16 protein-coding genes are annotated in these 13,633 nt (G+C 69.2%); 1 reads left to right on the top strand and 15 read right to left on the bottom strand.

All coding sequences use genetic code 11. The annotated features are described in order from the left end of the window. Positions 1 to 12: 12 nt before the first annotated feature. The 9 genes from LW840_RS08310 to LW840_RS08270 form a co-directional block, all read right to left on the bottom strand. A complete protein-coding gene (locus tag LW840_RS08310) occupies positions 13 to 1,569 on the bottom strand; it encodes a polyamine aminopropyltransferase (RefSeq protein ID WP_291276842.1) in 1,557 nt (518 codons plus the stop codon). Next, positions 1,566 to 1,778: a DUF350 domain-containing protein gene (locus LW840_RS08305; RefSeq protein WP_291267873.1), complete on the bottom strand. Its 213-nt coding sequence runs from the start codon at positions 1,776 to 1,778 to the stop codon at positions 1,566 to 1,568. The genes LW840_RS08310 and LW840_RS08305 overlap by 4 nt, the downstream gene beginning before the upstream one ends. Positions 1,779 to 1,802: 24 nt before the next feature. Continuing rightward, on the bottom strand, positions 1,803 to 1,988 hold the full coding sequence (locus LW840_RS08300) for a hypothetical protein (RefSeq protein ID WP_291267872.1): 186 nt from the start codon (positions 1,986 to 1,988) through the stop codon (positions 1,803 to 1,805). A 2-nt stretch (positions 1,989 to 1,990) separates the two neighbouring features. Continuing rightward, the gene (locus LW840_RS08295) at positions 1,991 to 3,313 is read right to left on the bottom strand and encodes a DUF4178 domain-containing protein (protein WP_291273229.1); all 1,323 of its coding nucleotides are present in this window, start codon (positions 3,311 to 3,313) and stop codon (positions 1,991 to 1,993) included. Between the two features lie 10 nt (positions 3,314 to 3,323). Next, the gene (locus LW840_RS08290; RefSeq protein WP_291276791.1) at positions 3,324 to 3,968 is read right to left on the bottom strand and encodes a DUF4178 domain-containing protein; all 645 of its coding nucleotides are present in this window, start codon (positions 3,966 to 3,968) and stop codon (positions 3,324 to 3,326) included. Beyond that, positions 3,965 to 4,387 (bottom strand): S-adenosylmethionine decarboxylase, encoded by a 423-nt coding sequence (locus LW840_RS08285; RefSeq protein WP_291260348.1) that lies wholly within the window; start codon positions 4,385 to 4,387, stop codon positions 3,965 to 3,967. Before LW840_RS08285 ends, LW840_RS08290 begins: the two co-directional genes overlap by 4 nt. Before the next feature lie 33 nt (positions 4,388 to 4,420). Beyond that, positions 4,421 to 5,437: an SPFH domain-containing protein gene (locus tag LW840_RS08280; RefSeq protein ID WP_291270107.1), complete on the bottom strand. Its 1,017-nt coding sequence runs from the start codon at positions 5,435 to 5,437 to the stop codon at positions 4,421 to 4,423. Positions 5,438 to 5,521: 84 nt separating this feature from the next. Beyond that, positions 5,522 to 6,955: a M24 family metallopeptidase gene (locus LW840_RS08275; RefSeq protein ID WP_291260350.1), complete on the bottom strand. Its 1,434-nt coding sequence runs from the start codon at positions 6,953 to 6,955 to the stop codon at positions 5,522 to 5,524. 51 nt (positions 6,956 to 7,006) lie between these two features. Continuing rightward, positions 7,007 to 7,495 carry a hypothetical protein gene (locus LW840_RS08270; protein WP_291267026.1) on the bottom strand — a complete coding sequence of 163 codons (489 nt, stop codon included), beginning with the start codon at positions 7,493 to 7,495 and terminating at the stop codon, positions 7,007 to 7,009. A 119-nt stretch (positions 7,496 to 7,614) separates the two neighbouring features. Between LW840_RS08270 and LW840_RS08265 the strand changes: the two genes are divergently transcribed. Beyond that, complete coding sequence (locus LW840_RS08265; RefSeq protein WP_291276790.1) at positions 7,615 to 7,896, top strand: hypothetical protein; 282 nt, start codon at positions 7,615 to 7,617, stop codon at positions 7,894 to 7,896. A 27-nt stretch (positions 7,897 to 7,923) separates the two neighbouring features. Here LW840_RS08265 and LW840_RS08260 read toward each other — a convergent pair whose 3' ends face one another. From LW840_RS08260 to LW840_RS08235, 6 genes are all read right to left on the bottom strand, one after another. Beyond that, positions 7,924 to 8,928 carry an alpha/beta hydrolase family protein gene (locus tag LW840_RS08260; protein WP_291267024.1) on the bottom strand — a complete coding sequence of 335 codons (1,005 nt, stop codon included), beginning with the start codon at positions 8,926 to 8,928 and terminating at the stop codon, positions 7,924 to 7,926. Positions 8,929 to 8,935: 7 nt separating this feature from the next. Further along, a complete protein-coding gene (gene lepB / locus LW840_RS08255; protein WP_291260354.1) occupies positions 8,936 to 9,745 on the bottom strand; it encodes a signal peptidase I in 810 nt (269 codons plus the stop codon). A gap of 125 nt (positions 9,746 to 9,870) precedes the next feature. Further along, on the bottom strand, positions 9,871 to 10,305 hold the full coding sequence (locus tag LW840_RS08250; protein WP_291260355.1) for an SWIB/MDM2 domain-containing protein: 435 nt from the start codon (positions 10,303 to 10,305) through the stop codon (positions 9,871 to 9,873). Between the two features lie 264 nt (positions 10,306 to 10,569). Continuing rightward, positions 10,570 to 11,535, bottom strand: coding sequence for an alpha/beta fold hydrolase (locus LW840_RS08245; RefSeq protein WP_291276789.1), 966 nt, complete (start codon positions 11,533 to 11,535; stop codon positions 10,570 to 10,572). Positions 11,536 to 11,546: 11 nt separating this feature from the next. Beyond that, complete coding sequence (locus tag LW840_RS08240) at positions 11,547 to 12,446, bottom strand: deoxyribonuclease IV (RefSeq protein WP_291267022.1); 900 nt, start codon at positions 12,444 to 12,446, stop codon at positions 11,547 to 11,549. A gap of 44 nt (positions 12,447 to 12,490) precedes the next feature. After that, positions 12,491 to 13,519, bottom strand: a complete 1,029-nt coding sequence (locus tag LW840_RS08235) for a hypothetical protein (protein WP_291267021.1) — start codon at positions 13,517 to 13,519, stop codon at positions 12,491 to 12,493. Positions 13,520 to 13,633: the final 114 nt, after the last annotated feature.

Here is a 13,633-nt window from a genome sequence, read left to right as displayed (position 1 = left end):
CGCGTCGCGCGTCTAGCGATTGATGGCATCGAACTCGTGCTCGTAATAGCGCACGAGCACCTGATCGTTGAGCCGGTTGGCCTCGGCGGGCACGCGCTGCATGTCTGCCGGGAAATCGAAGAGCGTCGGGACGGCCCGGGCCGTGAGATAGCGCAAGCCCGCAGGCAGCTGGGCCGGGGGCGCATAGCTGTCGACCCCCGCAATCACGAACCCCCACTCGCCGAAGCTTGGCACGTACACATGGTACGGCCAGGTGCGAAGGCCTGCGCCCTCGAGCGTGGCCACGATGCTCCAGTACGACTGCCGCGCAAACATGGGCGACGTGCTTTGCACCGCAATGAACGCGCCCGGCGCGAGGTGCTGCCGCACGAGGCGATAGAAGGCACTCGTGTACAGCTTGCCTACGTGATAGTTGGACGGATCGGGAAAGTCGACGATCACGAAATCGAACTGCGCCGCATTGGCGGCGAGCCAGGTGAAGGCGTCGGCATTGACCACCGTCACGCGTGGATCGTTGAGCGCGTCCGCATTGAGCCGCGTGAGCCGCGGATGCGACTGAAACAAGCGGGTCATGCCCTCGTCCAGATCCACCAGCGTGACCCGCTGCACGTCGGGGTACCGGAGGATCTCGCGCACCGCGAGGCCATCGCCGCCGCCCAGCACCAGCACCCGCCCGCGGGCTCGCGCGGCGGCGAGCCCGGGGTGCACCAGCGCCTCGTGATAGCGATACTCGTCGCGCGACGCGAACTGCAGATGCCCGTTGAGGTAGAGGCGCAGGTCGTCCTTCCAGCTGGTGAGCACGAGGCGCTGATAGCGGGTGTCCTTCGCCAGGATGATGGGATCGGCATACATCCCCTCCTCGGCCAACGTGGTAATGGCCTGCCCCTTCCAGAGGCCGCCACCCAGCACGAGGAGCGCCAGCATGCCGGCGCCCTGCAGCCAGCGCCGTCGCGGCAGCACATCACGGAAGAGCCAGGTACTCCACAGCCCCACGGCCACGTTGATCACCCCGAACAGCAGCGCGGAGCGCACGAGGCCCAGCCGAGGCACCAGCAGCAGCGGGAACAGCAGCGAGGCCACGAGGGCGCCGATGTAGTCGAACGTGAGCACGTTCGCCACGACGTCCTTGAACGAATAGCGATCCTTGAGGATGCGCATGAGCAGCGGCACCTCGAGTCCCACCAGGATGCCGATGAGCAGCACCAGCGCATACAGCGTGGGGCGAAACGCCTCGGTATACGCGAACGCGAGGAAGAGCGCGAGCGACGACAGCCCCCCCACCACGCCGACGAGCAGTTCGATGATGACGAAGCGGGTCACGACCCCGCGCACCACGAAGCGGGACAGCCAGCTCCCGATGCCCATGGCGAAGAGATAGGTGCCGATGATCGTGGAGAACTGCGTGACGCTGTCGCCCAGCAGATACGACGCGAGCGCTCCCGCGACGAGCTCGTAGATGAGCCCGCACGCCGCGATGAGGCAGACGGATAGGAACAGCGCGAGTTGCACGGGAACCCTGGTGACGCGGTCGTCGGCGCGATGCCCCGCGCGCGATGCCGCGCGCGTCAGTGAATGGCGGCCGCGACGATGATGCCGAGGGCGATGGCGACCGACCCCATGAGAATGGCTGCCGCGGTGTTCTGCTTCTCGCTGATCTCGTCCCAGAGCTTGCCGGGGGTGAGGGCATCGAGGATGAAGAAGGCCGCCACGAACATCACGATGCCGATGAGCGCAAAAGCGGCGGAGTTGACGACGTTCTCCACGAACTGTCCGTTCATGCCTGAATCCTCATGCGTGGGGTGTCACTTGCCACGGAGCGTGCGCCCGGGGATGTAGTACGACGAGCGATACGCGCCCGGATTGTCGCGCACCGAACGCGGATCGTTGCGCGTTTCGTTGGCGCGCGTGAGCGTCCAGCCGCGATACTGCGCCATGCCGAGCAGGGCGAGCACCAGGGCGAGCCAGACGGTGTAGAGGCGAGGGCCCATGTTCACTCTTCGCTGCTGGAGGTGCCGCCGATGGGATGATCGCTCTCGGCCCAGCGCCGGTTCTCGAAGGCGGCAGACGGGAAGAGCGCGAACACCATGGGTGTGAGGAGTGCGAGGAACGCCACCGCGTAGAAGCCGTAGTGCGGCACGTCGCGACGAACCGCGATGGTGTATCCGACACGCGGTCGTCCGACCTCGCCCCCTTCGGGTTCGACGCGCAGGAAATAGCGGCCCGCAGGGACGGCCGACAGACGCACCGTCTCGGAGCGATCCCCCTCCGACCACGAGCCGTCACTGTCCTGGCCGGAATAGTACGCGAGCTGGCGCGTGACCTCGCGCGTCTCGCCGGTCTGCTCGTTGATGAGCGACAGCGTGAAGAACACCCAGTCGTTGTCGAGTGCCGCGGCGACATCGATCGCCACGCCCGAGGGGCGCCCGTCGAGGGTGAACGGCGGCGTCACGAAGGCGCCGCTGACCCCGGTGGTGCGATCGAAGGTGGACGCCTGCGAGAAGACGGTGCGCTTGCTGGAGAAGATGAGGTTCGCGAAGAGCATCATGAACAGCACCAGCAGGCCGATGAGGAACCGTTGCCCCATGCGCTTGGGGAGGTCGCCGTACGGGTTGGGCTGGTTGGCGAAAACGCCGATCGGCGTGAGGAGCGAGGGGATGCCGAAGGCCCGGGCGATCTCCTCCGGCGGCGTGTAGGTGCCACGGGAGAAGGTGACCTCACCCGCCGACTCCTCGGCACTGAGGATGAAGGGCGGGTCGACGAAATCCCGGCTCACCACGGAGTCGCCCACGCGCAGCTCCCACGGGAATTCGCCGAGCGCGGCCGTGGTTCGCGCCAGCGCCGTCTGGAAGTGCTTGTAGCGACGGCCATCGTGGGTGAGGGTCAGCTGCCCGTCGCTCACGCCGCCGCGGGGGCGCCACTTGAGCTTCTCGATGACGTTCCAGTGGCCGTCGTATTCCGACAGGTACAGAAACCCGCGATACGGATTGAAGCAGACGTACTCCGTCCACGAGTAGTCGGTCCCTTCGACGGTAATGGTGACCACCTGGCAGCCGATCACTTCCCAGGTGACACGCCGCAACACCCCGCGCGTGCCCAACGGAATGCGCGGCTTGAGGCGTACGGCCTCCCCGTACTGCAGGACACGCAGGGTGTCGTTGGCGGCATCGAGCTGCGCGCCACAGGCGGCACACACGACGCTCTCGGCCCATCCCTGGGCCCGCATCTCGATGGCGGCGCCGCACGAGGGGCACGACAGGGATGCCACGCGCGGCACCACGCTGCGGGCCACGGGCGATGTGGTGGGCCGTGTCATGGTGGGGCGCTCACCAGCCTTCGAAGTCGCGCAACTGCGTCATGGCGAGGTCGTCGAAGGACACGTACTCCCCCAGATACAGCAGCGGCGGCACTTCCGTACCATCAACGGTGGCAAAGCGCCCATCGTCGCTGACCAGGTCGACGAACGTGCTGTTGCCTTTGGCGAACGTGGTGAAGGGCAGTTCACCCTCGGTGCCCAGATAGTGCGCCTCGAGGATATTGGCCACCTCGTATCGCCCATCCCCCCACGTGAAGGCATCGCCAACGAGCACATTGCGCTGCTCCGGCATGCGGCCGTCGGGGTGCACCTGCACGGTCATGGCGTACTCCAGCTGCGCATCGGAAAGCCACGCGCTCGATCCGTCGTCGCGCAGACAGTGCCATTCGTTCCAGCGTCCCCGCTCCCACCCATACGTGAGACGCCCCACCACCACGAACGACTGGCCACGCCAGCGCCCCGCGGTGCCGATCTGAATGGGCGAGCCCGTCACGGGAAAGTCGGCCTGCAGTCCCACGCGCTCGAGCGCGAGGTCGCGGCGCACGAGCAGGCTGCGGCAGTAGGGACACGTGGTCTGCACGGCCTGCGCCCACAGAAAGCGCACGGGTGCGCCGCAGTTGGGGCAGGTGGCGCTGTGCGCCTGCGGTGCCGTCACGAGCGCGTCAGGCCGGCGGCGCCAGGCTCCGGCGCGTACGCGCGCGCCACATGGCGCACGTGAACGACCGTGGCGCCCAGCCGCGCCTGCAGCCGCGCCTCCCAATCCCACGCCGCACGCGGGGTGCAGCAGAACAGGTTGAGGCAGGCCGACCCGTGCTCCGGGAACGTGTGCACCGTCAGGTGTGACTCGGCGAGCATGAGGAGCCCGGTGATCCCCCCGGCCTCCCCGGCATCACCGTCGGCCGTGGCGGTGGGCGCCGGGAACTGGTGCCACAGCGCCTCGCCCACCGGATGCAATGCCAGATCGGCCACGATGGCGCCGAAGAGCGCGCGCAGCGTGGCGGGATCGGCCAGGCGCTCGGGCACACAGCCGAGCGCCTCCACGATCCACTCTTCACCCACAGGAGAGGTCGTCATGCTGAACGGCAGCAAGGGAGGCTGGCCGTGCGCTCAGCTTCCCTGCGCGGTGCCGCAGGCGGAGCAGAACTTGGCGATGGACGGCAGCCGAGTGCCGCAGTTGATGCAGAACTTGCTGTCGGCCGACGGCTCGACGGGAGTGGCCATGCGCGTGGGCGGGGCCGCACCACCTGGCGCACCGGGGGCCTGCATTCCGCCCACGATGGCGCCGGCAATCGCCCCGCCGAGCCCGACACCGGCGCCCATGCCGGCGGCCAGCCCCGCCATGCCCCCTTCGTTGGCCGCCGCAATGGGAATGCTCTGCGCCGCCTGATACGCAGCGTAGGTGCGCATGTCGCCGATCATGTTCATCGAGATGCGTTCATCGAGACGCTTCTGCAGCTCTTCCGGAAGCGACAGGTTCTCGACGGTGAACGACTCGAGCCGGAGGCCCAACTGCTCGAAGGCGGGCGCCACGCCGCTCGCAATCTGCGTGGCGAGCTGCGCCTGATTGGCGGCCATGTCGAGGAACGGCACGTTTGCGCTGGCGAACGCCGTGGTGAAGCCGGCAATGATGGCGTTCCGCAGCTGGGGCTCGATCTGCGCCACCGTGTACTCCGCATCGGTGGCACCCACCGTCTGCTGGAACACGGCGGGATTGGCCACGCGGAACGCATACATGCCGAACGCGCGCAGGCGCACCGCGCCGAACTCGCGATCGCGAATGGTGATGGGCTGCTGCGTTCCCCACCGCTGTCCGGTCTGCTGACGGGTGGAGAAGAAGTAGACGTCGCTCTTGAACGGTGACTGGAACATCTTGTCCCAGTTCATGAGGTTCGTGAGCAGCGGCAGGTTCTGCGTCACCAGCGTGTGCAGCCCGGGACCGAAGGCGTCGGCGGCACGCCCCTCATTCACGAAGAGCGCCAACTGCGATTCCCGCACCGTGAGCTGGGCACCGCTCTGGATTTCCATGTCCCGCATGGGGAAGCGGTACATGAGCACCCCGGGACCGGATTCGGTCCACTGGATGACATCGATGAATTGCTTGCGGAGGAAATCGCCCAGCGCCACGGAAGCTCCTGGTTCAGGTGTAGCAGCCCCTACGACAACGCCGCCGGAAAGTGTCAGGATGACACCCGGCGCACCACCGGCCGGTTACTTGAGCGGCGGCCTGACCAGATGATACGTGGCCTGACGCCCGAACGCCCACCGCACCTTGCCGCTCGCGTCGATGATCACGTCCTCCTCCTGCGCCGACCGCACCTGCTGATTGTTCCACTCCGGCACCGGGGTGGTGGCCTGCAGCTCGATGGAGTACCACATGCCGGGGATGATCTTGTGGTCGCCGCGACCGGGGACGCCGTCCTGGTAGTCCCAGAGACCGATCAGCGCGCCCGCCCCGTGTCCGTGCAACCCGATCGGGTGCGAGTACTCGGTGCCGTCGATCCCCTCCGCCTTCATGCGAGTGAGCACCGCCTTGAGGACCTCGTTCCCCGTGCGCCCGGGCTTGAGCTCCTCCACGGTGATATCCTGCAGCCGGTTGGAGTTGGCGAGCGCCTTCTTGAGCCCCGCCGGCACGTCGGTCTCGCCCGGCTTGAGCACGTACCCATTGTGCTGGGTGTCGGTGTTGAGCCCCATCGCCGTGACGCCGAAGTCGCAGTGCAGCATGTCGCCCGGCAGGATGGTGGGGTTGACCCCCACGAGCTCCGGGCTCCCGAAGGCCCGTTGGATCTCCACGCTGGGCTGGAACCAGGTGGAGAGCCCAAGGTCGGCCAGACGCTGGCGCATCCACCAGACCACGTCATCGGTCCTGGTGACCCCGGGGGTGATGACCTTGTTCGAGAACGCCTCGGTGATGATCTCCCACGCCACGCGATTGAGCTCACGGAAGGCCGCCTCCTCTTCCGGCTGACGCGCGGCGATGAGGTCTACCGCGAGCGCTTCGGCGTTCACGATGCGCGAGGTCCACGGCGCGCCGAGCGCCTCCAGCATCCCCTCCTTCTCCCCGCTCGAGAGCCCGTCGGCGAAGGCGAAGGTACGTGACGTGTTGATGGCGATCTTCCGTGGCTTGCGCTCCTCGATGACCTGCTTGAGCACGGTCCATTGCTCATCACCCCACAGTTCGGCCTGCCGTGAGTTCTCACGACTGCCGGCCGCAGGCTGCGCCACCGGCTTCATGCTGCGCACGGCCTTGAAGACGTTCCCCTGCGACGTGCCGCCCAGCGCGATGCGTTCGATGCCCTGCTGCGGGCCACGATCGAAAAAGACGTAGATGGTGCGCCGACGCGCGGCGAAGGTGGTGGGCGACGTGATGGCCTTGAAGAGCGGGTCCTCGTTGTACTCGCGCATGGGGACGACCCACATGTCGACGCCCTCGCGGCGCATGAGCAGGGGCAGCGTCCGCTCCATGCGCAGTTCGAACCACTTCTGCTGCTGCATCGCCTGGTCGCGCAGCAACCCGAACGGGCGCAGCGAGTCGGCCGCCGGCGACCCGCTGGTGCGCGCGCCGGGCGTGGCGGGGAAGGCGATGGGCTGGGCGTGCGCGGCGAGCGGAGCGAGCAGCGCGAGGGCGACGACGATGGAGCGCATGGTCACGAGGTCCGTGTGGCGATGGAGTTGGTTCAACAGCAGGGCTTGCTTTCAACCAGTGGCCGGCGACCGCTGGTCGACCGCCTTCCGCACCATCTGCACGACGACCGCGAGGATGAGGGCGAAGAGCGCGATGGTGAGGCCGCGTTGCCAGAGCGTCTGGCCGGCCATGGCCCACCAGTCCCCCCAGCCGGCGAGTTGGGAGCCATAGCGCTCGCGTCCGAGGACGATGAGCACGGAGCTCATCCCCATTTCCACGGCGAACTCGATGACGAAAAAGGCCAGGGCGCGCAGCGGCCAGCGGCGTACCGGATAGTTGCCGAGGTGCCAGGTGAGCATGCCGCAGAGGAAGAGCACGCCCAGCGTCAGGCCGATGATGAAGAACAGCCAGCTCCCGCTGCCGAGGATGACGGCACGCCACCCGCGCAGCACCAGCCCGGTAATGCCGGCTGGTTCCACGGTGCGGATGGCGAAGGCGCGCAGGGGGTGAAGCTTTTCCTCACCCCAGTGGATCACGTCGCGCGGAAAAAAACGGGACATTCGGGTGAAGCTACGTGCGGGGAGGGGGGGCGCTAGGCCCTCTCGGGCGCGGGGAGGACTACGCGGGGGGACTACGCGGGGGGACTACGCGCGATCGGGGACGCGTTGGCGGGGACGCGTTGGCGGGGACGCGTTGGCGGGGACGCGTTGGCACCGACGCGGGCACCGACGCCGACACCGACGCCGACACCAACGCGGGCACCAACGCGGGCACCAACGTGGGCACCAACGCGGGCACCAACGCGGGCACCAACGCGGGCACCAACGCCGCGACGGCCGAAGGCTCGTCGCCCGTCGTTGCCCCGCGTACAGGCCCGCGTGGGCGCCTGCGTCCCCTCAGCGTCCGTGCCAACGCGTGGTTGCCAGTGCGTCCCTGCCAGCGCGTCCGTGCCAGCGCGTAGGCGATCGCGCGTGGGTCCCCCGCGTCGTTATCGCACCGCTCCCAGCAGGAACACCAGGCTCTCCGGCACGTGCGTGCGCCAGTAGCTCCAGGTGTGCGCGCCCGGGTACTCCGTGTACCGGTGCGGCACCCCCAGGCGGGCAAGGGAGGCGGCGAAGTCGCGGTTGTGTGGCGCCCAGACGTCGTCCACGCCGCTGTCGAACTGGAGCGCGGGATAGCGCGCGTCACCGCGTTCCACGCGGGCCCGCAGGCGGGCCGCCAGCTGCTGCGGGTCACGGGCCCGCCACGAGAGGGTGTCGGTGCCGAACGCCGGGCGCTGCGAGGGCCACAGCTGGCGCGCCGCGGCTGCGAGTTCGGCGAGCGTGGTGGCGTAGCGCGCGGAGTCGGTCGGCACGGCACCGACCCGCAGCCGCGGCGACAGGACACCCGAGTGGCTGGCCGCAGCGCGAAACACGTCGGGGTACGACAGGGCGAGCGTCAGGGCACCGTAGCCGCCCATGCTGAGCCCGGCAATGCCGCGGCTGTCGGGGGTGCCCCGGGTGCGGTAGCGACGATCCAGGTGCGCCACGAGATCGCGCGCGATGTAGTCGTCGTAGTGTGGCCACGGCACGCAGTAACTGGCAGCCGGCTCCCGGCGCGCCGTATCGGCCGCACACCCCGCGTCGGGGAGCGACGCCCATGTGGTATACCAGCCGTCGTCCCCGTCGGGCATGGCGACGATCGCTTCCGGGAAGCCGACGGCAATGAGTGAATCCATCACCTGCGGCAACCGTCCCGCCGTGACCCAGTCGCGCTCGCTGCCGCCCAGCCCGTGCAGGTACACCAGCAGCGGGTAGCGGGTGGCCGCGCTGCGTCCATACGACGGCGGCAGGTACACCGTGAGCGCCTTGCGGGTGCCGAGGGACTGCGCCCACAGCGTATCCGTGACGACGGTTCCCGGTGTGGACTGCGCCGGCAGGGCCGCCGCCCCGGCTGCCAGGAGCGCTGCCACGACCTGGCACACGCCCCGCAGGCGGCCCCACGGGCTGGTCACGCGCGCATCACCGGATGATGTCGCCAATGCGTCCCCACCGAATGTCGGTGAGGAAGGGGAGCGGTCGATCGCTTTCGTCGGCACGATACGAGTAGTACACGAAGACCGGGCGCCCGCGCACATTCTCGCGCGGCACGAACCCCCAGTAGCGGCCGTCCTTCGAGTCGTAGCGATTGTCGCCGAGCATGAACAGCATCCCCGGTGGCACGACGAGCGGCCCCCAATCGTCGAGTGTCGGCTGAGCGGGCGGATCGCCGGCCGCGGTGCCCTTCACCTCGAACGGCTTCTGCCACAGGAACAGCGGGTGCGAGAATCCGCCATCCCCCTTGGGGTTCTGCGACGCGGCGAATCCCTGTCGCTGGGGGAGGCCGTTGAGATAGAACAGGCCGCCGCGCATCCACACGGTATCACCTCCCACGGCGACCAGGCGCTTCACGAGCGTGGGGGTGGGGTCGTCCGGCTGGTCCACCTGATTGGGCGACACGAACACCACGACATCGCCACGCTCGGGGTCGTCGTAGCCCGGCAGATTGATGGCGGTGAATGGCACGTGCGGGCCGTACGCCAGCTTGTTCACGAACAGCCAGTCGCCGATGAGCAGCGTCGGGATCATGGAGCCCGAGGGGATGCGATAGGCCTCGAGCAGGAACGTGCGCACCACGAGGAAGACCGCCACCGTGAACAGGACGGCCTTGGTGTTCTCCCACAGGGAGGGGCCGTGGCCGGACCCGCCGGCGGACTTGCCGGCGGACTTGCCGGCGCGAAGCGCCGAGACGGCGCTGCCACTGCGGGAGGAGGCGGACTTCTTCGAGGCCACGGGTGTGCGGGTAGGTGTTCCACGGAGGCGCCCGGCGGGGCGGACGGCGAACCAACCGAAATGTACAAGGGGCGCGTCCGGATCCGGACGCGCCCCTTGGTCGTACGAGTGCAGCCGGTCGTGGGTTACGACAGGTGCTTCGAAACGAGCTTGGTCATGTCGAACATGCTGACCGAGCTCTTGCCGCCGAACACCTTCTTGAGCTTGTCGTCGGCGTTGATCTGGCGCTTGTTCTTCTGATCCTGGAGGCCGTTCTTCTTGATGTAGGCCCAGAGCTTCTTCACGACTTCGGTGCGCGGCAGGCCCTTGTCACCGACGATCGCCGCGAGCTCGGCGCTCGGCGTGAGGGGCTTCATGAAGGCCGGGTTCGGCGCGCGCTTGGCGGCCTTCTTGGCCGGGGCCTTCTTCGCGGCCGCCTTCTTGGGCGCCGCCTTGGTCGCGGCCTTCTTGGCCGGAGCCTTCTTCGCGGCCGCCTTCTTGGGCGCGGCCTTCTTCGGGGCAGCCTTCTTGGCGGCCTTCTTGGGAGCAGCCTTCTTCGCGGACTTCTTCGCAGCGGCCATGTCGTCTCCTGAGAGTGGTGACCGTGTAGGTCGCGTCGAGCAACCGGATGATCTCGACAGATCGCGCGAAGGCGGGACGCGCTTCGCGGACGCGCACAAACTACAATCACACCTTGGTCGCGCAATAGTGGATTTGTCGTTTTCCCTCTGAAAAACGTCGAATATTTGCCGTTTTTCTCCGTTTTCCCCTCTGACGCGCGGATTTTTTCGTCGCGGCGCGCCCCGTTTCCCCTCTGAAACGCGCGCTCGCGGCGCACCGCCCGCTCAGCGCGGCGGCATGTGAACAGAGAGAAAATGTGTGGTGGCGGCGAGAATCTCGCGGCGCACCCGCCGGTCGCCGAGGCGCACGTACCCCTCGGGCTCGCCGTCGTGATCGGGGAGCAACAAGTGGTCGGTGTCGCGAAACCGTCGCACCTCCACCGGTCGTGTTCCCCCGCGGCGCAACGCGCGTGCGAGCTCGTCGGCCTGCGCCGGCGGTACCTGGCGATCGGTGTCCCCGTGCAGCAGCAGGACCGGCTGGCGTACCGTGGCCGCCACCTCGCGCGGATCCAGCGCAAACCAGCGGCGCAGCCACGGGTCCGCGGCGGCCAGCAGCTCCGCCTCGGCATCGGCCGCCGCGAGCACCGTCGTATGCGCCTCGCCAGGCCACCGTGCGAGATCGCTGCTCACGAGCTGTTGCCGCTGCCAGCGTGCGATGTCGCGCCCGGGTCGGGACGGGGCGCCCAGCAGCACGAGGGCCGCAAGGGCCGGATCGGCCCGTGCCGCGAGCAGCGCCACCACCGCGCCCTCGCTGTGCCCCACCAGCCCAATGCGCGCGCGGTCGATGGCCGGCTGCGCGCGCAGCCAGCGCACGGCTGCGGCCGCGTCGCGGGCAAAGTCATCCGTGGTCGCGCCCGCGAACCGTCCGCCCGACTCGCCGGTGCCACGATCATCGAGGCGCAGCACGGCCATCCCCGCCGCGGCCAGCGATTCGCTCAGTTCACGCCACGGAGCGTAGCCCGACAGTTCCACCCGCGTGCCGTCACGATCCTGCGGCCCGGAGCCACCAATGAGCAGTACCCCCGGGACGCGCGGCTCCACCGCCGCGGCCGGGGCGGATGACGCCGGCCGCATGAGCGCCCCCACGAGGGTGGTACTGTCGTCGACCACCACCACGGCGCGCTCCTCGCGCCACGCGCCGGTCGGGGCGGGGGTCGTGCACGCGGCGATCCCCAGCCACGCGCACGACACCAGGCGCCGCGTCAGCGCGCCGCGGCGGCGAGCGCGCGCAGGCGCGTGAGGCACTGGACGTCCCAGGGATCGGGCGTCGCGTCGTCTTCGGCGACGTCGGGACGCTGCTGCGGTGTCTCGAGAATGAGCGGGATCCCCTGCGCACGCCGGTCCTGCAACAGCCAGCCGAACGGCTCGGCGCCAATGAGCCCCTCGCCAATGAGCGCGTGCCGATCCTTGTTCGACCCCATCGCCCCTTCACTGTCGTTGAGGTGCAGGAAAGCCGGCGGTTCGCCGGTAGCCGCTTCGAAGGCGTCCAGCACGCCCGTCAGCGCTTCCCGCGACTCGGCGAGCGGAAAGCCCGACGCAAAGAGGTGACAGGTGTCGAGCCCATACCCGGTCCGGTGCCGCTGATCCTGGGGAATGCCGGCCAGCATGAGCGCCACCTCGTCGGGTGTGCGCCCCACCGTCGTGCCGGCGCCGGCCGTGTTCTCGATCAACAGGCGGGTCGGGCCCTCGGGGACCAAGGCCAGCGCGCGGCGCATGGCGTCCGCTACCCGTTCGCACGCCTCCTGGCGGTCACCGGTGGTCGCCGCCCCCGGATGAAAACAGACCCCGCCAACGCCCAGCGCCGTCGAGCGCTCGAACTCCTTGGCGAGCCCCGCAGCGGCACGCGCCCACTTCTCGGCGTCCGGCGTGGCGCAGTTGAGTACGTACGCGGCGTGCACGATGACATGTGCCGGCTGAATGCCGGCGGCGGCGAGGGCGTCGTGGAAGCGGGCGACCCGGTCGGGCTTCACCCCCACCTTGTCGTTGTAGTACTTGGGAATGGCACTGAAGATCTGCAGCGCGTGCATGCCCGCCGTGCCGGCGCGGCGGGCGGCCATGGGAATGCCGCCGGTGTCGATGCAGTGGGCGCCCAAAAGGAGCATGGCTCAGGAAGCAGGGAGGGGGCGTTCAGGGAGCAGGACGCAGATCACTTCACCACGGCGCGACGAATCTTGAACACGGGTTCCGCATCGGGTGAGGCGAAGTCGCTCCACCCGACCACCACCGCCTTGCCGCGCACCGCCACGTACGGATCGCGCGCCGTGGTCCCGCCGCTCGCCGTGAGGCGCTCCTCGAAGAGATGGCCGGCCGTGCGGGAAATCGCCACCGCCGTCGTCACCCGCGCACGGCTGTTGGGGTCCTCGTAGGCCACCGCCACCAGTTCGCCATGCGACGCCACGCGCGCCTGCCCCAGCCGCTCGCCGTAGAGCACGGCGACCGGCGGTTCGAAGGCGGCGCGCGGATCCATCTGGTGCGCGTAGAACACCCCCGGCCCCTCGGGGCCGGTGAGGGCGTAGGCCACATGCACGTATCCGTTGAGGCGATCCACCGCCAGACTCGGCGCGGGACGCGCGCACCCGTATGCGCCGCGATCGGCGGCCTGCGCATCGCGCGGCCCCTGATCGAGCGTGTCCACCATGATGGGCCCGCGCCAAGCGCCGAGACGCCCTTCGCTGCGAACGGAATCGCGCCAGGCGGCGGCGAGGTGGACACGTCCGCCCGTCGCGCGCGTCCACCACACGGCCACCAGGCCGCGCGCCGGTGCCACCGCCAGCCGCAGCGAGCGGGCACAGCGGGCGGCGTCGATCGGCACCTCCCCGTCACCCAACGAGGTCGTGGGCGCCGAGGCCATGTCCATGGACGGCAGCGTCGCCGACGCGGCGAGCCGCTGCCCCGCCTCCGCGAGGGAATCGAGTGCCCCCGCGAGCAGGGTCACGGCGCCCGCCTCGCGCAGCTGATCCTCCGTCAGCAGGAACGCCGCCGTTGCGGAGCCGTCGGCGAGGGTACTGTCGTGGGGCGCGAACGGCGGGTAGCGCAGAGGCGACGGTTTCGTGGTCGCCACGGGCGCCGGGTCCAGCCACCGCGCCGGGGGCTCCTCGCAGGCGGTGAGGACGAGCCCGAGCGTGGCACCCGCGAGCAGAGTGGCGGGGCGGAGAGGTGGCAGCGGACGGGACATGCGCGAACGGTAGTGCAAGAACGGCGCGACGCCAGCGCGTCTGCTAGCTTTGGCCTCATCCTCTCGCTTGCGACCCCGCCCCACTTGGCCGCCGGGCTCGCGGCCTTTTGCCCA

The organism is Gemmatimonas sp. (assembly GCF_021298855.1).
In the GTDB taxonomy this organism is placed as follows: domain Bacteria; phylum Gemmatimonadota; class Gemmatimonadetes; order Gemmatimonadales; family Gemmatimonadaceae; genus Gemmatimonas.
The sequence above is the reverse complement of the archived record's forward strand: the minus strand, read 5'-3'. Positions and strand labels throughout refer to the sequence as shown.